This window comes from Streptomyces sp. NPDC090088, assembly GCF_044747345.1.
In the GTDB taxonomy this organism is placed as follows: domain Bacteria; phylum Actinomycetota; class Actinomycetes; order Streptomycetales; family Streptomycetaceae; genus Streptomyces.
Genome location: NZ_JBIVDZ010000003.1, coordinates 652,566 through 672,538, shown reverse-complemented (window position 1 = coordinate 672,538; position 19,973 = coordinate 652,566). Strand labels below are relative to the sequence as shown.

Annotated in this window: 18 protein-coding genes; 10 read left to right on the top strand and 8 right to left on the bottom strand. The window is 70.7% G+C overall.

Going from position 1 to position 19,973, the window contains the following annotated elements:
• Nucleotides 1–38 precede the first annotated feature (38 nt).
• Nucleotides 39–212, bottom strand: coding sequence for a hypothetical protein (locus ACIPSJ_RS18930; RefSeq protein WP_401347028.1), 174 nt, complete (start codon nt 210–212; stop codon nt 39–41).
• A 273-nt stretch (nt 213–485) separates the two neighbouring features.
• Here ACIPSJ_RS18930 and ACIPSJ_RS18925 point away from each other — a divergent pair, with 273 nt between their 5' ends.
• On the top strand, nt 486–1,403 hold the full coding sequence (locus ACIPSJ_RS18925; protein WP_359206389.1) for a helix-turn-helix transcriptional regulator: 918 nt from the start codon (nt 486–488) through the stop codon (nt 1,401–1,403).
• Between the two features lie 102 nt (nt 1,404–1,505).
• Here the strand turns inward: ACIPSJ_RS18925 and clpB are convergent, their stop codons facing one another.
• Entirely contained in the window at nt 1,506–4,118 is a 2,613-nt protein-coding gene (gene clpB / locus ACIPSJ_RS18920) for an ATP-dependent chaperone ClpB (protein WP_401347025.1), read from the bottom strand.
• A gap of 113 nt (nt 4,119–4,231) precedes the next feature.
• On the opposite strand from clpB, the gene ACIPSJ_RS18915 reads away from it, so the two are divergent.
• A complete protein-coding gene (locus ACIPSJ_RS18915; protein WP_401347023.1) occupies nt 4,232–4,645 on the top strand; it encodes a pyridoxamine 5'-phosphate oxidase family protein in 414 nt (137 codons plus the stop codon).
• Nucleotides 4,646–4,835: 190 nt separating this feature from the next.
• Here ACIPSJ_RS18915 and ACIPSJ_RS18910 read toward each other — a convergent pair whose 3' ends face one another.
• Both ACIPSJ_RS18910 and ACIPSJ_RS18905 read right to left on the bottom strand, forming a co-directional pair.
• The gene (locus ACIPSJ_RS18910) at nt 4,836–5,132 is read right to left on the bottom strand and encodes a (2Fe-2S)-binding protein (protein WP_355725327.1); all 297 of its coding nucleotides are present in this window, start codon (nt 5,130–5,132) and stop codon (nt 4,836–4,838) included.
• Between the two features lie 43 nt (nt 5,133–5,175).
• Nucleotides 5,176–5,388, bottom strand: coding sequence for a hypothetical protein (locus tag ACIPSJ_RS18905; RefSeq protein WP_393536756.1), 213 nt, complete (start codon nt 5,386–5,388; stop codon nt 5,176–5,178).
• Nucleotides 5,389–5,475: 87 nt separating this feature from the next.
• Here ACIPSJ_RS18905 and ACIPSJ_RS18900 point away from each other — a divergent pair, with 87 nt between their 5' ends.
• Both ACIPSJ_RS18900 and ACIPSJ_RS18895 read left to right on the top strand, forming a co-directional pair.
• Entirely contained in the window at nt 5,476–6,507 is a 1,032-nt protein-coding gene (locus ACIPSJ_RS18900) for a helix-turn-helix transcriptional regulator (protein ID WP_355725245.1), read from the top strand.
• A complete protein-coding gene (locus ACIPSJ_RS18895) occupies nt 6,504–7,493 on the top strand; it encodes a helix-turn-helix transcriptional regulator (protein ID WP_401347020.1) in 990 nt (329 codons plus the stop codon). Before ACIPSJ_RS18900 ends, ACIPSJ_RS18895 begins: the two co-directional genes overlap by 4 nt.
• On the opposite strand, the gene ACIPSJ_RS18890 is transcribed toward ACIPSJ_RS18895, so the two are convergent.
• A complete protein-coding gene (locus tag ACIPSJ_RS18890) occupies nt 7,456–8,508 on the bottom strand; it encodes a LuxR C-terminal-related transcriptional regulator (protein WP_401347018.1) in 1,053 nt (350 codons plus the stop codon). The genes ACIPSJ_RS18895 and ACIPSJ_RS18890 overlap by 38 nt on opposite strands.
• A gap of 394 nt (nt 8,509–8,902) precedes the next feature.
• On the opposite strand from ACIPSJ_RS18890, the gene ACIPSJ_RS18885 reads away from it, so the two are divergent.
• The 4 genes from ACIPSJ_RS18885 (at nt 8,903) to ACIPSJ_RS18870 (ending at nt 12,857) form a co-directional block, all read left to right on the top strand.
• A complete protein-coding gene (locus ACIPSJ_RS18885; protein WP_401347016.1) occupies nt 8,903–10,453 on the top strand; it encodes a circularly permuted type 2 ATP-grasp protein in 1,551 nt (516 codons plus the stop codon).
• Nucleotides 10,450–11,382, top strand: a complete 933-nt coding sequence (locus tag ACIPSJ_RS18880; RefSeq protein WP_359206403.1) for an alpha-E domain-containing protein — start codon at nt 10,450–10,452, stop codon at nt 11,380–11,382. Before ACIPSJ_RS18885 ends, ACIPSJ_RS18880 begins: the two co-directional genes overlap by 4 nt.
• A 1-nt stretch (nt 11,383) precedes the next feature.
• The gene (locus ACIPSJ_RS18875; protein ID WP_401347013.1) at nt 11,384–12,226 is read left to right on the top strand and encodes a transglutaminase N-terminal domain-containing protein; all 843 of its coding nucleotides are present in this window, start codon (nt 11,384–11,386) and stop codon (nt 12,224–12,226) included.
• 94 nt (nt 12,227–12,320) lie between these two features.
• On the top strand, nt 12,321–12,857 hold the full coding sequence (locus tag ACIPSJ_RS18870; RefSeq protein ID WP_401347010.1) for a hypothetical protein: 537 nt from the start codon (nt 12,321–12,323) through the stop codon (nt 12,855–12,857).
• 18 nt (nt 12,858–12,875) lie between these two features.
• Here ACIPSJ_RS18870 and ACIPSJ_RS18865 read toward each other — a convergent pair whose 3' ends face one another.
• Nucleotides 12,876–13,985 (bottom strand): substrate-binding domain-containing protein, encoded by a 1,110-nt coding sequence (locus ACIPSJ_RS18865; protein WP_359206409.1) that lies wholly within the window; start codon nt 13,983–13,985, stop codon nt 12,876–12,878.
• A 294-nt stretch (nt 13,986–14,279) separates the two neighbouring features.
• Here ACIPSJ_RS18865 and ACIPSJ_RS18860 point away from each other — a divergent pair, with 294 nt between their 5' ends.
• The gene (locus ACIPSJ_RS18860) at nt 14,280–16,313 is read left to right on the top strand and encodes a PA14 domain-containing protein (protein WP_401347008.1); all 2,034 of its coding nucleotides are present in this window, start codon (nt 14,280–14,282) and stop codon (nt 16,311–16,313) included.
• Between the two features lie 7 nt (nt 16,314–16,320).
• Nucleotides 16,321–18,291: a PA14 domain-containing protein gene (locus ACIPSJ_RS18855; protein WP_401347005.1), complete on the top strand. Its 1,971-nt coding sequence runs from the start codon at nt 16,321–16,323 to the stop codon at nt 18,289–18,291.
• A 50-nt stretch (nt 18,292–18,341) separates the two neighbouring features.
• Here the strand turns inward: ACIPSJ_RS18855 and ACIPSJ_RS18850 are convergent, their stop codons facing one another.
• Together ACIPSJ_RS18850 and dnaJ are read right to left on the bottom strand one after the other, a co-directional pair.
• Nucleotides 18,342–18,788, bottom strand: coding sequence for a heat shock protein transcriptional repressor HspR (locus tag ACIPSJ_RS18850; RefSeq protein ID WP_089100113.1), 447 nt, complete (start codon nt 18,786–18,788; stop codon nt 18,342–18,344).
• A gap of 5 nt (nt 18,789–18,793) precedes the next feature.
• Complete coding sequence (dnaJ, locus tag ACIPSJ_RS18845) at nt 18,794–19,972, bottom strand: molecular chaperone DnaJ (RefSeq protein WP_359206415.1); 1,179 nt, start codon at nt 19,970–19,972, stop codon at nt 18,794–18,796.
• Between the last annotated feature and the right edge of the window lies 1 nt (nt 19,973).

The window sequence follows — 19,973 nt, the reverse complement described above, 5'->3', positions numbered from 1 at the left end:
TTCTCCACTGCTCGGCTGGCCGGGGCGCGATCGGATTCCTAGCTCCAGCCGCTGTCGTCGAGCGGCCCGGCGAGGGCGCTCTCCGAATGGGCCTTTTCGGCCACCGTGGCCGTCGGAAGACCGTCCGCACCCCGTGCGGCGGCCGTGTGCGCGCCACCGGCCAGCCCGGCCGCGGCCACCAGAGCAAACACGACAAACCCGTACTTAGTCATGGAAAAATCCCCCGTATTCGAGACGCTATGTGACCGGCCGACCGCGCGGTCAGCCCTTTCACGATGTTGTAATCCCGCCTGCATAGCCGTCCAGGGAGATCGCCCCGCATGATGGTGCGAACAGGAAACTGCAGGGGGGAAGAAGTGGACAAAATCCTGGAAACCGACCCTTCACTGCTCCTTCAGGGACTCGCGCCGGACCATATTCGGCTTTATCACTGGGGAGCGGCGCAGGCCTTTTTCACGACGGAAGAAGCCGCGCTGGCCCTGGGTATGGGCGAAACCCATACGGTCGAGGCGATCGAGGCACTGGCGGAATTCCATCTGGTCGCCCCCGTGAACGGCTCGGAAATCCTGGACGACCTGTGCAATCCCAGTCCCTGGTGGCGCGCCGTCCATCCGCACCTGGCCGCCGCCCGGATGGCGAGCACGGAGTCACGGCTGCGCCGGCGCCTCTACGAGCTGACCGCGCGGCGCGACTCGCTGACCGCCCTCGCCTCCGCCTACCCGGCCCGCCCGCACCGGGGTGCGGAGGCACCCGAGGCGATCGAGGTGGTGGACTCCCTCGACGACGTGATCACGCTGATCGAGCAGGCCAGCGCGGAGTGCGAGCAGGAGATGGTCACCTGTCAGCCCGGCGGCGGCCGTCCCCCGTCGGAGCTGGAGCAGGCGGTGGCCCGGGACACCGCGCTGCTGGCCCGGGGCGTGCGGATGCGCACGCTCTACCAGCACTCCGCCCGGCGGCACGCGCCCACCCAGGCCTATGTGGACCGGGTCTCCCCGGCGGGCGCCGAGGTGCGGACGATGACCGACCTGTTCGGGCGGCTGATCGCCTTCGACCGCAGGGTCGCCTTCGTCCCGCACCCGCAGCGCCGGGGCGGTGCGGTGGTGCTGCGCTCCCCGGCCGCGGTGGCGTTCCTGTGCGACGCGTTCGACCGGGCCTGGGACCACGCCACCCCGTTCTGCGGGTCCGAGCGCACCCGGGTCGCCGTGGACGACGTGCGCCAGGCCATCCTGCGGCTGCTGAGCAGGGGCCTGAAGGACGAGGTGATCGCCCGCCGCCTGGGCATCTCGCTGCGCACCTGCCGCAAGCACATAGCGGACCTCTTCCAGGAGCTGAACGCCGAGAGCCGCTTCCAGGCGGGGTACCTCGCGGCCACCCGCGACCTGCTGCGGGAGAGCGCCGGCTAGCGGACGGCGGCACGGCGAACACGACGACGGCCGGGGTGGCCGTGAACCCACCGGTTCACGGCCACCCCGGCCGTCATGTCGGTCCGCCGCGGACCTCGGACGTCAGAGCGTCTTCGCGGGCTGCTCCTCCGGCGTCGCCGGTCCCACGATCAGCCCCTCCCCGAACGCGTCCACCCGGATGGTGTCGCCGTCCTTGACCTCGCCGGAGAGGATCTCCTTGGCCAGGCGGTCGCCGATGGCGGTCTGGACGAGGCGGCGCAGCGGGCGGGCACCGTAGGCCGGGTCGTTGCCCTCCTCGGCCAGCCAGGCCAGGGCCTCCGGGGTCACCTCCAGGGCGAGCCGGCGCTCGGCGAGGCGCCCCGCCAGCCGGTCGATCTGGAGCCGGGCGATCCGGGCCAGTTCGTCCTTGGCCAGGGCCGAGAAGACCACCAGGTCGTCCAGCCGGTTGAGGAACTCCGGCTTGAAGGACTGCCGGACCACCTCCAGCACCTGCCGCTTCTTCTCCTCCTCGCCGAGGACCGGGTCGACCAGGTACTGGCTGCCCAGGTTCGACGTCAGCACCAGGATGGTGTTGCGGAAGTCGACCGTGCGGCCCTGCCCGTCGGTGAGCCGGCCGTCGTCCAGCACCTGGAGGAGGATGTCGAAGACCTCGGGGTGCGCCTTCTCCACCTCGTCGAGGAGTACGACCGTGTAGGGCCTGCGGCGGACCGCCTCCGTGAGCTGGCCGCCCTCCTCGTAGCCGACGTATCCGGGCGGGGCGCCGACCAGCCGGGCCACGCTGTGCTTCTCGCTGTACTCCGACATGTCGATACGGACCATCGCCCGCTCGTCGTCGAAGAGGAAGTCGGCGAGGGCCTTGGCCAGTTCCGTCTTGCCGACACCGGTCGGGCCGAGGAAGAGGAAGGAGCCGGTGGGGCGGTCCGGGTCGGCGATCCCGGCGCGGGACCGTCGTACGGCGTCCGACACCGCTCGTACGGCCTCGGTCTGGCCGATCAGCCGGCGGCCCAGCTCGTCCTCCATGCGGAGCAGCTTCTGGGTCTCGCCCTCCATCAGGCGCCCGGCGGGGATCCCGGTCCAGGCCGCCACCACGTCGGCGATGTCGTCGGAGCCGACCTCGTCCTTGACCATGGTGTCCCGGGAGGTCTCCTCCTCGGCCTCGGACGCGGCCTCCAGTTCCTTCTCCAGCTGCGGGATCTCGCCGTACAGCAGCTTGGAGGCGGTGTCGAAGTCGCCGTCGCGCTGGGCGCGTTCGGCGGTGCCGCGCAGGGCGTCGAGCTTCTCCTTCAGCTCGCCGACCCGGTTCAGGGACTGCTTCTCGCGCTCCCAGCGGGCGTTGAGGCCGCGCAGGTCCTCCTCCCTGTCGGCGAGGTCGCGGCGCAGCTTCTCCAGGCGCTCCCGGGAGGCCGGGTCGGTCTCCTTCTCCAGCGCCAACTCCTCCATCTTCAACCGGTCGACGGAACGCTGGAGTTCGTCGATCTCGACCGGGGAGGAGTCGATCTCCATGCGCAGGCGGGAGGCGGCCTCGTCCACGAGGTCGATCGCCTTGTCCGGGAGGAAGCGGGAGGTGATGTAGCGGTCGGAGAGGGTGGCGGAGGCGACCAGCGCGCTGTCCGCGATCTGCACCTTGTGGTGGGCCTCGTAACGGCCCTTGAGGCCACGGAGGATGGCGATCGTGTCCTCGACCGTCGGCTCGGCGACCAGCACCTGCTGGAAGCGGCGCTCCAGCGCCGGGTCCTTCTCGATGCGTTCGCGGTACTCGTCGAGCGTGGTGGCGCCGACCATGCGCAGTTCGCCGCGCGCCAGCATCGGCTTCAGCATGTTGCCGGCGTCCATGGCGGAGTCGCCGCCCGCGCCCGCGCCGACGACCGTGTGCAGCTCGTCGATGAAGGTGATGATCTGCCCGTCGGAGTCCTTGATCTCGGCGAGGACGGTCTTGAGCCGCTCCTCGAACTCGCCCCGGTACTTCGCGCCCGCGACCATCGCGCCGAGGTCCAGCGACACCAGCCGCTTGTTCTTCAGCGACTCGGGCACGTCCCCCTTCACGATCCGCTGGGCGAGCCCCTCGACGACGGCGGTCTTGCCGACGCCGGGCTCGCCGATGAGCACGGGGTTGTTCTTGGTGCGGCGGGACAGCACCTGCACGACCCGGCGGATCTCCTGGTCGCGGCCGATGACCGGGTCGAGCTTGCCGTCCCGGGCGGCGGCCGTGAAGTCGGTGCCGAACTTCTCCAGGGCCTTGTACTGGCCCTCGGGGTCGGCGGTGGTCACCCGGCGCCCGCCGCGCGCCTTCTGGAACGCCTCCACCAGCTTCTTCGCGGTGGCGCCCTGCCGGTCGAGGACCTCGCCGGCCGCGCCGCCCTTCGCGGCGATGCCGATGAGCAGGTGCTCGGTGGAGAGGAAGTCGTCGCCGAGCTCCTTGGCGCGTTCGCCCGCGTCGGCGAGGACCGCGAGCAGCTCGCGGTTGGGCTGCGGGGGCGCGACCGTGGACCCGGTCACGCTGGGCAGCGCGGCCAGCGCGCGCTCGGCGCCCTGGCGTACGGCGGCCTGGTCGGCGTCGACGGCGGCGAGCAGGTCGGTGATGTTCTCGTTGTCCTGCCCCGCGAGCAGCGCCAGCAGCAGGTGGGCAGGCGTGAGGTCCGCGTGCCCCATGGTCACGGCACGGTTGCTGGCCGCGTTGATCGCGTCCCGGCTCCTGTTGGTCAGCTCGGCGTCCACGTTCGGGCTCTCCTCCTCGGCGTCGTACGACTGCTTCAGCCAACGTACATAAAGTTGAGTCTATTCCACTCAAGGTGCGGCCGGGAGTCCTTCCGGCGACTACCTTCCGGACCATGAGTACGTATCGCGTGAACCCTGCCGCACCGGATGAGGCCTACGTGGCCTTCTGGCGGGAACGCCACCTGTGCACCCTCACCACCCTGCGCCCGGACGGCAGCCCGCACGTGGTGCCGGTCGGGGTGACCTACGACCCGGAGGCGGGGCTGGCCCGGGTGATCACGAACAAGGCGAGCACCAAGGTGTCGCACGTACGGGCCGCGGGGCCGGACGGGGCCCGGGTGGCGGTGTGCCAGGTGGCCGGACGGCGGTGGGCGACGCTGGAGGGCCGGGCCCGCGTGCGGACCGAACCGGAGCGGGTGGCGGAGGCGGAGCGGCGGTACGCCGAGCGGTACGAGAGGGTTCCGGCGGAGAACCCGTCCCGGGTGGTCATCGAGATCGAGGTGGAGCGGGCACTGGGACGGGGATGAGGGGCGGAGGCGGGGCGGGGCGACCGACCCGTTCCGGCGGCTCTTTTCAGCCACCGTGCGGCCTGACCGAAACCTGCCGATACCCGGAAATGTCCCCAGAAAACTGCAGCGGCGTCACCGTGTTCAGGTCACGGTGACGCCGCTGCGGGGGGAAGCACCTGAGCGATCTTTTTACGACGGGGGAATCGCGTCAGGCACTGCGGGGGGTGGCCGAGATGGTCCTCACGTCCGGAACGTCCGGCTCAGCCAGCCGGTGGTCCCGTTGGTCCAGGTTCACAAAGATCATTCCGTACCGGACGGCACAGCGGACGGGCTGCGGCGCCCCTCGGGGCTTGCGCAGACACCGGTACGCCCGGACGTCCTCTTCGTCGTCCCGCGTGACGACCACCGGTTCACCGAAGACGGTCACCATCAGGGAGTCACCGCTGTGGGGGATGGCGGTGACCAGGTCGATGAAGTGCCAGCCGGATCGGTACGCGGTGGCCATTTCACGGCGGAAGGATCGGTCGTCCGGCGGGGTGGTCACGTCCTCAGCTCCCGGCGCTGTCGTTTGTGTCGACCGTGGATGCGGTGCCGTCGGCAAGCGTGGTCGATTCGGCGACCGACGGCCACCTCGTGTCCGCCCGGACGTCGCCCCCCGTACCGGAGAGACCGCCGACTATCCCGGCGGCCGCCACGGCGAAGAAGGCGGCGACAAGTACCGAGCGAAGCGATCTCTTGTTCATCTTCGGCTTCGTCCTCACTTGAAGGTCCCCTCTTCCCCCGTACGAATAAGACGATGGCTCATTCGGGCACGTCATGGCCACACGATCGGTGCATCATGTTCCTGCATGTTCAGGACCCTGGGGGGTGGAGATTTGACAACGAAACAGACCAAAGCGGCACATCCCCACGCGGTGACCGAACTGTGCGAGGAAGGTGGCCGACTTTATGCGACCGCCCTGCGTACGGGACGCATCTCCCGCGCGGACGCGGAACCGGCTCCCTGCCTGATGGAGCTGGCTCTGCTGCGCCCCGACCTCGACGACCCGGAGTGGCTGCGCCCGGTCTCCCCGGCGGTCGCGCTGGCTCAGCGGCTCAACCCCCTGGAACAGGAGATAGCCGAGCGCCGGCAACGGTCAATCGAATTGTCCGAAGCTTTCGAGCCGTTCATCGCCCTGGGCATGCAGACGGCGGCGCCCACCGACTCGATCTCCGTCCTGGAGGGCAGCGACCGGATCAACGCGGCGCTCGACCTGGCCACGAACCAGTGCCAGAGCGAGGTGCTCACGGTCCAGCCGACCAACCGGTTCTCCGAGCGCACCTTCCTGCAGGGACTGGAGCGCGACCGGCCGCTGATCGAACGCGGGGTGCGGATCCGCACCCTCTACCAGCACACGGCCCGGTACAACCCCGAGAAGCTCTCCTACGTGGAGCACTTCGTGGACGGCAAGGTGGAGTACCGCACCATAGACGAGCTGGTGGAGCGCCTCATCATCTGCGACGAGACCGTGGCCTTCATCCCCACCCGGGACGACCAGCAGGTCGCTCTGGAACTGCGCCACCCGGGACTGGTGCGGTACCTCATCAAGGTCTTCGAGTTCATGTGGAACCGGGCGACTCCGCTGAACGCAGGCGCCCCCTACGAGACCGCCCCGGACGGCATCACCGAGATCCAGCACTCCATCGCCAAGCTCCTGATCGAGGGCCATGTCGACGAGGCCATCGCCCGCCGCCTGGGCATGAACGTGCGGACCTGCCGCGCCCACATCGCCAAGCTGGCCCTGGCGCTCGGCAGCGGCAGCCGCGCCCAGCTCGGCTACCTCATCGCCCAGTCCGGGATCCTGGACCAGCGGCTCCCGGAGGAGGGCGGCACCCGTTGACCCCCGTCCCGCACGCCGAGCACGGCATCGAGGACCTGTGCGCCGCGGGGACGACACTGTACGAACGCGCCCTGGACGGCGGAGACCTCGCCGCCGGGGACGCCGTCGAGGCCCCCTGTCTCGTCGATCTCGGTCTGCTGCACCCGGCCCTGGACGACCCGGGCCGGCTGGAACCGGTGGCCCCGGCCGTCGCCCTGAACCGGCGGCTGCGCGGTGCCCGGGCCCGGATCGCCGACGAATGGCGGCGGGAGGAGCGGCTGGTCGAGTTCTTCGCCCCGCTGATGCGGATCGCTCCGCGGCTCGCGACGACGGCGGACTCCCCCGCGCTCCGGCTGCTGAGCGGCACCCGGCGGATCAACCAGGCCATCGAGGAGGCCGTGCCGCAGGCCCGCCGCGAACTCCTCTGCGTCCAGCCGCACACCGGTATGGCCGGCGAACGCGGCGAGATCGCCCACTCCGCCTCCTACGGCCGCGACCAGGCCTTCCTCGACCGCGGCGGCCGTATCCGGGTGCTCATCCAGCACTCGATGGTCCACCTGCCGGGTGTCCTGGCCTACAACGAGCTGCTCACCGGCGACCACGAGGTGCGCGGCCTCGACGAGCTGCCCGACCGGCTGATCGTCGTGGACGACGGGGCCGCGTTCCTGCCCGCCGACGCCGACGGCAGCCTCGCCCTGGAAGTCCGCCACCCCGCCCTGATCAGCTACCTGAGCACGGTCTTCGACCGGCTCTGGCGGCTGGCCACCCCCGTCTACCCGCACCGCGAGCACCGCCCGTCCGTCAACGGCGTCACCCCCCGCCAGCAGGCCATCGCCGCCCTCCTCGTCGAGGGCCACACCGACGCCGTCATCGCCGAACGCCTCGGCATGAACATCCGCACCGCACGCGACCACATCGCCCGCCTCGCCACCACCCTCGGCAGCGACAGCCGCGCCCAGCTCGGCTACCTCATCGGCCGGTCCGGGATCCTTGATCAGGCAGGCTGACCACGGCCGGCCCCCCGCTCGTCCCGCCCGGCGGCCGGTCAAGACCCACCTGCGCTATCCGCACGCCCAGCTGGGTACGGCTGGCCGCGCCCAGCGTCTCCGAGAGACGGGCGATATGGGCCCGGCAGGTGCGGACGCTGATACCGAGGCGCTCGGCGATCACCGCGTCCTGGTGGCCCTCCGCGAGGAGCGCCGCGATGGACTGCTCGCGGTGCGAGATGCCCTCGATGCCGGTGTCGGGGAGCGGGGTGGTGAGCGGGATCGCCAGCCGCCAGAGCCGTTCGAAGACCGTGACCAGGTACTCCACCAGGGCGGGGTGGCGCAGCTCCAGGGCCATCGTGCGGTCCGCGTTGGCGGGGATGAAGGCCACCGTGCGGTCGAAGAGGATCAGCCGGTCGATGACCTCGTCCAGGGTGCGGGCCTCCACCGCGTCGCCCATCAGCTCCAGGTAGTTGAGCAGGCCCTGGCCGTGCCGGGCGACATGGGTGTACAGGTCGCGCATCCGCACGCCCCGGCCGCGCAGGGCCACCGCCCGGTGCAGGCCCTCGGTCAGCTCGGACTCACGCCGGATGCCGCCCGGCTGCACGGTCAGCACCTCGGCGGTGCACGCCTGGGTCGCCTCGTCCATGGCCGCCTGGATCCGGGACAGCCCGTCCAGCACGCGGATCGCCGACGTCCCCTCGGCGGAGGCCGGCACGGCCCGCAACTGCCGTCCCAGACCGGCGTACCAGTCGAACGCGGCCACCGCCGAACCCACCCGCCGCTGGCTGTCGGTGACCTCGTCGTAGACCCCGCGCAGCAGCCGGGTCATGACCTCCTGCGGGGAGGTCGGCACCAGCCAGTCCATGTCGTCGGGGTCGGGGTGCAGCAGCGCCAGCTCCAGCAGGCAGGGCACCGCGTCGGCGTCCGTGCGCGGCACCCGGCCCCGGCGCACGGCCCGGGAGTACACGCGGTCCCCGGCGGCGCACAGTCGGTCGGCTCCGTGTGGATGCTCCTCCGTCCCGTGCCCGGCCATCGCCCATTCCACCCCCGGTTTGCTGCCTCTTCCGCAGCGCAACTATGAGCGGTCCGGACCGGCTCCGCAACACGGCTCCCCCCGCACGGGGCGTCCCCATAACCGGATACGGCTGGATATCGACCCGCCTCCGCAGCCCGCGTTGCAACAAGCTGACGGTGGTGGCCGCACGGTGTGCGCGGCATCGTTGACGTCGCTTCCCACGGGCGTCGCCGGACACCCGGCGGAGCCCCGGGCCGTCCTCCCCCGATTGGCCCGGGGCCCCGTGCAACGCACCTACGGGGGAGGTGCGTTGCAGGGAGGGTCGCTCGCGGGCACGTGACCCGGCGGACCCGGCGAATCCCCGAAATCCGCCAGTGATCGCCGTGTTACGTGCCCGCTCTAACGTCCCTCCATGGCGGACATATTTGACGCGTACGCGTTGGCCGACGCGTGGGACGAGATGTTTGTGCGGCCGGGTGAGGTCAGGACCGCCTATGAGCCGGTACTGGCGGCGCTCCAGCCGATCGAGCCGAGTGAACTGCGCTTCCGGGCCGACCAGATGGCCCGTGCCTTCACCGACCGGGGGGTGACCTACGCCTTCGCGGGCGAGGAGCGGCCGTGGCCGCTGGACCTGGTGCCCAGGATCCTCGACGCCCTGGAATGGGATCTCGTACAGAGAGGCGTGAGCCAACGGGTCAGAGCCCTGGAGGCCTATCTCGCCGATGCCTACGGGCACGCCCGCGCCTTCGAGGACGGGGTGGTCCCCTGGCGGCTGCTGCTCTCCTCGCCGCACTTCCACCGGGCCGCGCACGCGGTCGAGCCGGCCGGCGGGGTGCGCGTCCATGTGGCCGGAATCGACCTGGTCCGGGACGAGGCCGGTGCCTTCCGGGTCCTGGAGGACAACGTACGGGTGCCGAGCGGGGTGTCGTACGTCATCGAGAACCGCAGGGCGATGACCCGGATCTTCCCCTCGCTCTTCGCCGAGCAGCACGTCCTCCCGGTGGACGGGTACCCGGCGCGGCTGCTGGCCGCCCTGCGGGCCGCCGCGCCCGGCGGGGCCGCGGGCGACCCCCGGGTGGTGGTGCTCACCCCCGGTCCCAGCAACGCGGCCTACTTCGAACACGCCCTGCTGGCCCGGCTGATGGGCGTGCAGCTGGTGGAGGGCCACGACCTGGTGTGCCGCAGCAACCGGGTGTGGATGCGGACGACCCGCGGCGAGGTGCCCGTGCACGTGGTGTACCGGCGCCTCGACGACGACTTCCTCGACCCGCTGCACTTCCGCCCCGACTCGGTGATCGGCTGCCCCGGCATCCTGAGCGCCGCCGTCGCGGGGAACGTCACACTCGCGAACGCCGTGGGCAACGGCATCGCCGACGACAAACTCCTCTACACCTACGTCCCGGACCTGATCCGCTACTACCTCGGTGAGGAACCGATTCTCCCCAATGTGGAGTCCTACCGGCCGGACGAACCCGGCCAGTTGGAGGCGGTCCTGGACCAGCTCGACCAGCTGGTGGTGAAGCCCGTCGACGGGGCCGGCGGCCAGGGCATCGTGATCGGGCCGAAGGCCGACCGGGAGACCCTGGAACGCACTCGCAAAGCCGTCGTCGCCGACCCGCGCGGCTTCATCGCCCAGCGTCCCGTCGCCCTCTCCACCTCTCCCACCCTCACGGGTGACCGCATGGCCCCCCGCCACATTGACCTGCGTCCGTTCGCCGTGAACGACGGCACCGACATCTGGGTGCTGCCCGGCGGCCTCACCCGGGTCGCCCTCCAGGAGGGCAACCTGATCGTCAACTCCAGCCAGGGCGGCGGCTCCAAGGACACCTGGGTCCTCGCCGAGGGCCCGGCGGAGCGCCCCGCGCCGGTCGGCACGGCGGGCCCGATCCCCGCCGTCGCCCCGCGCCGCCTCGGGCCCGACGGCACCCGTGCCGTCGTAGCGGAAGGAGCGCAGCAGCAGTGAACGACGTGATCCTCTCCCGTATCGCCGAGTCGCTGACCTGGACCGGACGGTATGTCGAGCGGGCCGATGCCACCGGCCGCATCCTCGACGCCTATCTGCACCGGATGCTGGAGGACCCCTGGCGCGACGAGGACGTCGCCTGCCGCTCGCTGTACGCGATCCTCGGCGTGGACGCCGGCCCGGAGCGGGTGGACATGCAGCAGGTCCTGGACCAGCTGGCCTTCGACGCCCGCTCGACGGGATCGATCGAGGGCGCGCTCGGCGCGGCCCGGCTCAACGCCCGCAGCGCCCGGGAGGCCGTCTCCTCCGAGATGTGGGAGTGCCTCAACTCGACCTGGCACGCGCTCGGCGACCAGCGCCGCGCGGCCCGCCGCACCGGCCCCTACGCCTACCTGGAGCTGGTCCGCAGCCGGGCCGCCCTCTTCTTCGGCCTCGCCGACTCCACCATGAGCCGGGACGACAGCTGGCGGTTCGTCGTCCTCGGCCGGAGCCTGGAGCGGGTGGACATGACCGTACGACTGCTTTCGGTACGGGTGCTGGACGCGGCGCACGCGCCGGACTGGACCACGCTGCTCAGCGCGAGCGGCGCCGACGAGGCGTACGCCCGGGTGCACAGCGGGTTCGGGGACACCCCGCGGGTGGCCGAGTACCTGCTCCTGGACCGGGACTTCCCGCGCTCGGCGCTGCACGCGCTGACCACGGCGGAGGAGTGCCTGGCCGCGCTCGGGCGGCCCCGCCAGGACCCGGCCCGCTCCCCGATCGGCCGGGCCCGCACCCGCCTCGAATACCTGGACACCGCCGCCCTGGAGGCACAGCTCCCCGCGCTGCTGCGGGAGTTGCAGCAGGCCTGCATGACGTCCGCCGACGCGGTGGCGGAGCGGTTCTTCCCGTACCAGGGGCCCGTCGAGTGGGCCCAGGAAGGAGCCTGAGATGGCTCGTCGCCTCCGCATCCGGCACACCACCCGGGTCTCCTACGCGCAGCCCGCGGCCTCCTCGCACAACGAGGTCCGGATGACCCCGCTGACCCTGCCGGGGCAGACGACGCTGGACGCCCGGGTCACGGTGCAGCCGGCGACCACCGTCTGGTCGTACTGGGACTACTGGGGCACCCAGGTCACCGGCTTCGACCTGCCGGACCCGCACGGGGATCTGACCATCACGGCGTCGAGCCTGGTGGAGACGTCGGCACCGGAGCCGTTGCCGGAGGCGCCGAAGTGGGAGGAGGTGGCCGAACGGGCCGCGGCGTCACGGCTGTGGGAGTTCGTGTGCGGGACGCCCCGGACGACGGTGCCGAGGAAGCTGGTGAAGAAGGCGCGGGGCGCTGCCGCCGGACTGGAGCCGCATGAGGCTGCGGTGGCCGTCTCCGGGCTGGTCGCCGACCGGGTGTCGTATCTTCCGGGGGCGACCAGTGTGAACACGTCCCCTGCGGAGGCCTGGGCCCAGGGGGCGGGGGTCTGCCAGGACATCACGCATCTGACGATCGCGCTGCTGCGGGGGGTGGGGCTGCCGACCCGGTATGTCTCGGGGTACCTGCATCCGGAGCGGGACGCGGAGCTGCACCGGCCGGTCGCCGGGCAGAGCCACGCGTGGATCGAGTACTGGGCCGGGGAGTGGTGCGGGTACGACCCCACGAACCGGGTGCGGGTGGACGAGTCGCATGTGGTGGTGGCCCGGGGTCGGGACTATGACGACGTCACTCCGCACAAGGGGATCTATCGGGGGGTTCCTGGAGGGGCTCCGGAGGTGAGTGTGGTGTTCACGAGGGTTGCGTAGTCGGGTGCGAGTGAGTGGGGGCTGGTCGCGCCCACGCGGCGGAGCCGCAAATTGACACTGTCCCGCGCCCCTAAGGGGGCGCCACAATCGGCGTATGGCCAAGAGGTGGGCGTCGGTCTGTGTGGGTGCTCTGCTGCTTCTCGCGGGGTGCGGGGGTTCTGGGAGCAGCGCTTCCCCCTCGCCCTCCGCGCAGGCCCCCTCCCGCCCCCACAAGGACGGGCATCTCACCTTCACGCTGCTGTCGTTGCGGTGTGGGTTGACGGCGGTGTCCGGGTCGCACAGTGAGGCGGAGCCGGAGGGGCAGTTCTGCTGGGCGCGGCTGCGGGTGGAGAACAAGGACCCGGAGTTCCACACGTATGTGGTGGGGCGGCAGCGGCTGGCCGGGGTGAGCGGGCGGCGGGGGCTGCCGGACTCCTTCGCGATGGCCGTGCGGCGGCAGCACGACAGTGTCGACATCGGCGGGCACGATCTGATCGAGGTCGAGCTCTGGTACGACGTGCCGCGGGGCGCGCGGGTCGGCGGGGTCCGGGTGTCCGGGGACCGGGACCGGGTCGGGTTCATGAACAGCAGCCCCGTTCCGTACGCGCGGAACGGGGTGCTGATCGCGATGAAGCCGCTGACGGGGTGGTAGCGCCGACCCCGGAGGGGCTTACTTGAGGCCGGCCTCGGCGCACGCCGTCTTGTAGGCGGCGGTGCAGATCTGCGAGATCTTGTAGATGCCGTCGGCGACGACGGTGTCCTTGATCTTGCTCTTGGTCACGGCGCTGACCTGCACCAGCTGGGCCGGGATGTCCTTGTTGGTGGGGCTGTCGACCTGGTCCTGGGTGAGCGCGTCGAACTGGATGTCCTTGCCCTGGACCTTGTAGACGGCCATCTGGGCGGCGGCCTCGGCCTCGTCCGGGTAGGGCTTGTAGACGGTCATGTACTGCTCGCCGGTGAGGATCCGCTGGATGGCGTCGAGGTCCGCGTCCTGGCCGGTGATGGGCGGCATGGTGGTCACGCCGGCCGCCTTGAGGGCCTTGACGACACCGCCGGCCATGGCGTCGTTGGCGGAGTAGACGGCGGCGATGTTGTCCTTGCCGATCAGGCCGATCGCCTTGGTGACCTCCTTCTCGGCGATGCCCGGGTCCCAGTCCTTGGTGTCGTACGAGTAGCCGTCGGTCGTCACCTTGCCGGCCAGCTCGGACATGGCGCCCGTCTTGAACTGCTTGGCGTTCGGGTCGGTCGGCGAGCCGTTGATCATGACGACCTTGTCGGAGGTGTCGACGTTCGAGCCGAGGCCTTCGAGGAGCGTGCGGGCCTGGACCTCTCCGACGAGCTCGTTGTCGAAGGAGACGTAGGAGTCGATGGGGCCCTCGGCGAGGCGGTCGTAAGCGATGACGGGGATGCCCGCGTCCTTCGCCTTCTTCACCTTGCCGGCGATGGCGTGCGCGTCGACGGAGTCCAGGATGATCACGTCGACCTTGTCGTCGATCATCTTCTGCATCTGGTCCGCCTGGGTGGAGGCGGAGGACGCGGCGTTCTGGTAGTCGACCTTGCCCTGGTCGTTGGTGAGCTCGGCGATCTTCGACTTCATGATCGGGTAGTCGAAGTTGGTGTACCGGGTGTTGATCTTGTCCGGCATCAGCACGCCCACGGTGATGTCGTTGCCCTTGGTCGGGCTCGCGGAGGTCGACGAACCCGTCGCGTTGAGCACACCGCATCCGGCGAGCGAGAGGGTCATCGTGGACGCGGCCACGAACATGGCTATACGACGCATACGGGGGCTCACTTCAGGTGCGTTCCGGACGTGGGGCTGCTTTGCGACCCAGATGTCTGAAAAGCCAACGCGTACGCCGCACCCGGCGTCAAGCGGAACTACTTAACGAGTGCGCAACACCACGCTCCGCTGCACCTGTGAAGGTAGAGCGGAATCGTCTGCAAACACTCTTTACGGACCCTCCATCCAAAGGGAGTTCATGAGAAGGCAAAGATCAGTACAACCAAGTCGTTTCCTCAGGAGTCGACATCGGCAACGGCCGTCCCTGCCGTGTCGATCCGATCAGAGGAACGAATGAACCCAGCCAGAAGCGCCTCGGCCGCCGCCGTGGTGCTCGCCACCGCCGGCACCCTCCTCGGCGGTACGGCCGCCACCGCCTCGGCGGCCACGACCTGCGCCTCTCCGGTCTTCAAGCGGCAGTTCTTCGCGAACACCACCTTCAAGGGCAGCCCCAAGAAGACCGACTGCGACTCCGCGATCAGCGAGAGCTGGAGCGGCGCCCCCGCGTCCGGACTGCCGAAGGACGGCTTCGGGGTGCGCTGGAGCGTGACGCGTGACTTCGGCTCCGGCGGGCCCTTCGCCCTCGCCGCCTCCGGCCTCGACGGCATCCGCGTCTACGTCGACGGCACCCGCAAGGTCGACCTGTGGAAGAACACCACCAAGACGGTCAGCAAGACCGTCAACGTGACCGTCCCCAAGGGCAAGCACACCCTCCGGATCGACTACGCCAACTTCACCGGCGCCGCCAAGGTCAAGTTCAGCTACACGCCGAGGACTTCGGCCACCGTCGACAAGGTCAAGCCGCTCACGCCGGCCGGGGTCTCGGCCGACTACGTTCCGGACGGCGAGTGGGCGTACGCCGAGCTGTCCTGGTCCGCCAACAAGGAGATGGACCTCGCCGGCTACCGCGTCTACCGGAGGCTCGCGGGGTCCGGCAGCTGGACCCGGGTGGCCACCACCACGGCCGCCCAGCGCACCGCCGGCGACCAGCCGCCGCCCACCGGGCAGTCGTACTACTACGAGGTGCGCGCCTACGACAAGGCGGGCAACGAGTCGGCCGGTTCCGCCGACCAGCTGGTCATCTCCTACGACTGGACCGCCCCCGACGCCCCGGTGCTCACCGCCACCGCCGTCGAGGCCTCCAACGACCTCTCCTGGACCGCCCCGGCGGGCGCCGTGTCCTACAAGGTCTACCGCAAGTCGGACTCGTCGAGCACGTACACCGAGATCGCCGAGACCACCGCCACCGGCTACTCGGACACCAAGGCGTCCTACCGCTACGCCTACGACTACAAGGTCAGCGCCCTGGACGCGGCGGGCAACGCCCGCTCCTCCAACGTCGTGCGCAGTACCCGGACCATCCTGCCGCCGCAGAACGTGACGGCGACCGTGCCGAGCTACGGCGCGGTGTTCACCTGGACCGAGGCGGCGGGCGGCGACACCGCCGACTACGAGGTCTACCGCTCGACGACCTCCCCGGTGGCGCTCACCTACGCCAACCTCACCGACTGCCGCAGCCGCAAGAAGAGCACGGACGCGGCCGGCGGCACGGTCCGTTCCTGCGTCGACTACGACGGCGACCAGGGCACCACCTACCACTACGTGATGATCCGGCAGAACACCGCCGGCCGCTGGTCCACCGGCTCCGCCGACCTGACCGTCACCCGGCCCGGCGACGAGGTCCCGCCGCCGCCCGTGACCCACCTGACGGCCGAGCCCCTGGAGTACGGCGTCAAGCTGGACTGGGACGACAGCCCGGCGGCGGACATCGACCACTACGAGGTGTACGAGGACCTGGAGGGCTACGAGCCCTCGTACATCGAGTCCGTCCCCGCCGGCAGCTCCGAGTACGTCGTCGGCCCGGAGGTGGCGAACGGCGAGACGAAGAGCTACATCGTCGTCCCGGTCGACATCTACGGGAACTCCGGTTCGTACGAGGACAGCAAGGACATCCCGGAGTGGGGCGGGCCCTACTCCCGGGTCACCGTCACCGAGCGGGACCTCACCCCGGCGGTGGTCCCCGAGGACACCGCCGACTGCTCGCTGACCACGTACTCGACCCTCGGCGACGAGGGCGGCATGTACATCGACTGCGCGGACTCGGTGGCCACGGGCGCCGCCGGCATCAACGTGTACCGCTGGGACCCCGCGACGGCCACCTACGTCCGGGTGACGGACGTACCGCTGGCCCCCACCGCCACCCACTACACCGACCCGACCGTGCCCCACGGCACGACCGTCTTCTACGTGCTCTCGGTCGTCGCTCCCGACGGCTCGGAGACCTTCAGCAACGTGGACGCCTGCGCGTCCCTGCCGAGCGGAGCCTGAGCCCCCGATGAAGACCACCCTGCAGGCGACGTCCGTGGTGCTGGCCACCACGGCCGGCCTCCTCACCGTCGTCGCCGCGCCCGGCGCCTCGGCCGCGACCAGCTGTGCCTCGCCCGTCTTCAAGCGGCAGTTCTTCGCCAACACCACCTTCAAGGGCACCCCGAAGAAGACCGACTGCGACTCCGCGATCAGCGAGTCCTGGAGCGGCGCCCCCGCGTCCGGCCTGCCGAAGGACGGCTTCGGGGTGCGCTGGAGCGTGACCCGTGACTTCGGCTCCGGCGGGCCCTTCGCCCTCGCCGCCTCCGGACTCGACGGCATCCGCGTCTACGTCGACGGCACCCGCAAGGTCGACCTGTGGAAGAACACCACCAAGACGGTCAGCAAGACCGTCAACGTGACCGTCCCCAAGGGCAAGCACACCCTGCGCGTCGACTACGCCAACTTCACCGGCGCCGCGAAGGTCAAGTTCGGCTACACGCCCCGCACTTCGGCCACCGTCGACAAGGTCAAGCCCCTCGCCCCGCTGGATCCGCTGGTCTCCTACGACGGCAGCGCCAACACGACCAAGCTGAGCTGGACGAAGAACCGGGAGATGGATCTCGCCGGCTACCGGGTCTACCGGCGCCTGCGGGGCAGCACCAGCTGGACGAAGGTGGGGACGACGACGGCGACGTCCCTGACCGACGCCCCGCCCGCGACCGGCGCCCTCTACTACTACGAGATCCGCGCCTACGACAAGGCAGGCAACGAGTCGGGCGGCACCGCCGACCAGTTGGTCACCAGCATCACGCTGGCCGCGCCGAGCGGCCTCTCCTCGTCGATCACGGACACGACGGCGACGGTGTTCTGGAAGGCCGTGCCCGGCGCCGTCAAGTACCGGGTGGTGCGCACGGATCCGAGCAACGTCGAACGCGTCACCGACGTCGTCGGGACCTCCCTCGGCGACGACACGCTCGCCCGCAGCGCCGGCTACCAGTACAAGGTGGCCGCGCTGGACAGCTCCGGTCACCTCTCGCCGTACAGCGTCACCACGTACGTGCACCGGGCACCCGCCGCTCCGCGCGGCCTCACGGCGACGGCGGACATCGGCGCCGCGCTGCTGTCGTGGACGGTCAAGCCCGAGGACGGCCGTGTCCTGGGCTTCCACGTCTACCGCTCGACGACCCTGCCCGTGGACACGGCCACCGCCACGGAGGTCACCTGCACCACCACCTACACCGAATCCGCCGACGGCTCACGGCGGTACAGCTGCGGCGACTACTCGGCGGAGGAGGGGACCACCTACCACTACGTGGTGACGACGGAGGACCAGATCTCCACCGTGTCGCTCCCCTCGGACACGGTCACCGTCACCACGCTGGAGTCGGACAAGCCGCCCGCCCAGGTGACCGGCCTGACCGCGACGGCCACCGAGTACGGCATCGAGCTGGACTGGGACGACAACACCGAGGCCGACCTGAAGCGGTACGTGGTCTACCGGGGCACGGTCATCGGCGAGGACGACGCGGAGCAGGTCTGCTCCGGCGGTGAGTGGGCGTGGCTGAACGCCGGCACCTCCCACTACCGGGACGTGCGCACGCCCGACGGCGACCACGCCTGCTACTGGGTGGACGCGATCGACACCGCGGGCAACTCCAGCCGCTGGCTGGGGCCGGTGAGCGCGGTCGCCGTCGACGAGCTGGACCTGACCCCGTCGGTGGCGACCCCGGAGGGCTCCCCGCTGACCCTGACCGCGGACACTCCGGACTCGGGCGGTGTCCACCTCGGGTGGAGCGCGGTGGACTCGGCGACCGGCTACCAGGTCTACCGCTGGGACCCGGCGACGAAGACGTACGAGAAGCTGGCGGCCACGACCGACCGCTCCTACGACGACACCACGGCCACCCGTGGCACCACCCACTACTACTGGGTGACCGCGCTGTACGCCGACGGCACCGAGTCGGCGCCCGGGGCGGACCGGGCGATCCTGGAGCCGTAGCCACGAGAAGGGCCCCGGCGTGCTGCCGGGGCCCTTCCACGTGCGTACTGCTAGTCCTTCGCCTTCTTCGGTCGCCACACCACCAGTGCGCTGGTCTGCTGGACCTCCTGGTACGGGACCAGGTCGCGGCGGTAGGAGGCGTGGACGGCGGCCTCGCGCTGCTGCATCGCGGCCGCCGCGCCGTCGACCGCGGCCTGGAGTTCGGCGACGCGCTGCTGGAGCGCTATGACCTGGTTCTCCAGTTCGATGATGCGCTTGATGCCGGCCAGGTTGATGCCCTCGTCCTGCGACAACGCCTGCACCTGGCGGAGCAGTTCGATGTCGCGGGCCGAGTAGCGCCGGCCCCGCCCGGCCGTGCGGTCGGGAGAGACCAGGCCGAGGCGGTCGTACTGGCGCAGCGTCTGCGGGTGCAGTCCGGAGAGCTGGGCCGCCACCGAGATGACGTAGACCGGGGTCTCCTCGGTCAGTTCATACGGATTACGTCGACGGCCGTCCATCTCTGTCATGCTCCCTTCGCGGCCTCGAACAGCTCGGCCCGCGGGTCCTCACCCGCGGTCGCCTCGCGATACGCCTCCAGCGCGTCACGAGCATTCCCCGACAGGTCCTTCGGGACACTCACCTCGACGGTGACCAACAGGTCGCCGCGGGTGCCGTCCTTGCGGACCGCGCCCTTGCCGCGGGCGCGCATGGTGCGGCCGTTGGGGGTGCCCGGGGGCAGCTTCAGGGTGACCGGCGGTCCGCCCAGGGTCGGGACCCTGACCTCGCCGCCGAGCGCCGCCTCGGTGAAGGTCACCGGGACGGTCACCGTGAGGTTGTCCTCCTTGCGGCCGAACACCGGGTGGGTGTCCACGTGCACCATGACGTACAGGTCGCCCGCGGGGCCGCCGCGTTCGCCCGGTGCGCCCTTGCCGCGCAGCCGGATGCGCTGGCCGTCCGTCACCCCGGCGGGGATGCGGACCTGCATGGTCCGGGACGACTTGGCGCGGCCGCTGCCCTTGCAGTCCAGGCAGGGGTGCTCGGCGATCAGGCCGCGGCCCTTGCAGTCCGGGCAGGGGTCGGTGAGCGAGAAGCCGCCTCCGGATCCTCGCGCCACCTGGCCGGTGCCGACGCAGGTCGGGCACACGCGGGGCGTGCCGTTCTTGTCGCCGGTGCCCGAACAGGCCTTGCAGGGGGCCTGCGAGGACATCCGGAGCGGGACCGTGGCGCCCTCGATGGCCTCCGTGAAGCTGAGCGTGACCTCGGACTCGATGTCCTGGCCGCGCCGGGGCTGGGTGCGGGAGCCCGCGCCGCCGCCCCGGTTGAACAGGCCCCCCAGGACGTCGCTGAAGCCGCCGCCGCCCCCGCCGAAGCCGCCCCCGCCCTGGGCGTTGCCCCCGAAGAGGTCGCCCAGGTCGAAGTTGAAGTTGCCGCCGCCCGCGCCCGGCCCCGGGCGGAAGCCGCCGTTGCCGAAGAGGGCGCGGGCCTCGTCGTACTCCTTGCGCTTCTTGGGGTCGCCGAGTATGTCGTTCGCCTCGGAGATCTCCTTGAAGCGCTCCTCGGCCTTGGCGTTGCCCTTGTTGGCGTCCGGGTGGAACTCGCGGGCGAGCTTCCGGTACGCCTTCTTGATCTCAGCCTCGGTGGCGTCCTTGGGGACGCCGAGGACCTTGTAGTAGTCCTTCTCGATGAAGTCCTTGGTGCTCATC

What these genes read in the sequence shown, in the direction of transcription:
- ACIPSJ_RS18930 (WP_401347028.1), bottom strand. Translation starts at nt 212, where the DNA reads ATGACTAAGTACGGGTTTGTCGTGTTTGCTCTGGTGGCCGCGGCCGGG.
- ACIPSJ_RS18925 (WP_359206389.1), top strand. Translation starts at nt 486, where the DNA reads ATGGGCGAAACCCATACGGTCGAGGCGATCGAGGCACTGGCGGAATTC.
- ACIPSJ_RS18915 (WP_401347023.1), top strand. Translation starts at nt 4,232, where the DNA reads ATGAGTACGTATCGCGTGAACCCTGCCGCACCGGATGAGGCCTACGTG.
- ACIPSJ_RS18910 (WP_355725327.1), bottom strand. Translation starts at nt 5,132, where the DNA reads ATGGCCACCGCGTACCGATCCGGCTGGCACTTCATCGACCTGGTCACC.
- ACIPSJ_RS18900 (WP_355725245.1), top strand. Translation starts at nt 5,476, where the DNA reads ATGTTCAGGACCCTGGGGGGTGGAGATTTGACAACGAAACAGACCAAA.
- ACIPSJ_RS18890 (WP_401347018.1), bottom strand. Translation starts at nt 8,508, where the DNA reads ATGGCCGGGCACGGGACGGAGGAGCATCCACACGGAGCCGACCGACTG.
- ACIPSJ_RS18885 (WP_401347016.1), top strand. Translation starts at nt 8,903, where the DNA reads ATGGCGGACATATTTGACGCGTACGCGTTGGCCGACGCGTGGGACGAG.
- ACIPSJ_RS18875 (WP_401347013.1), top strand. Translation starts at nt 11,384, where the DNA reads ATGGCTCGTCGCCTCCGCATCCGGCACACCACCCGGGTCTCCTACGCG.
- ACIPSJ_RS18870 (WP_401347010.1), top strand. Translation starts at nt 12,321, where the DNA reads ATGGCCAAGAGGTGGGCGTCGGTCTGTGTGGGTGCTCTGCTGCTTCTC.
- ACIPSJ_RS18865 (WP_359206409.1), bottom strand. Translation starts at nt 13,985, where the DNA reads ATGCGTCGTATAGCCATGTTCGTGGCCGCGTCCACGATGACCCTCTCG.
- ACIPSJ_RS18860 (WP_401347008.1), top strand. Translation starts at nt 14,280, where the DNA reads ATGAACCCAGCCAGAAGCGCCTCGGCCGCCGCCGTGGTGCTCGCCACC.
- ACIPSJ_RS18855 (WP_401347005.1), top strand. Translation starts at nt 16,321, where the DNA reads ATGAAGACCACCCTGCAGGCGACGTCCGTGGTGCTGGCCACCACGGCC.
- ACIPSJ_RS18850 (WP_089100113.1), bottom strand. Translation starts at nt 18,788, where the DNA reads ATGGACGGCCGTCGACGTAATCCGTATGAACTGACCGAGGAGACCCCG.
- dnaJ (WP_359206415.1), bottom strand. Translation starts at nt 19,972, where the DNA reads ATGAGCACCAAGGACTTCATCGAGAAGGACTACTACAAGGTCCTCGGC.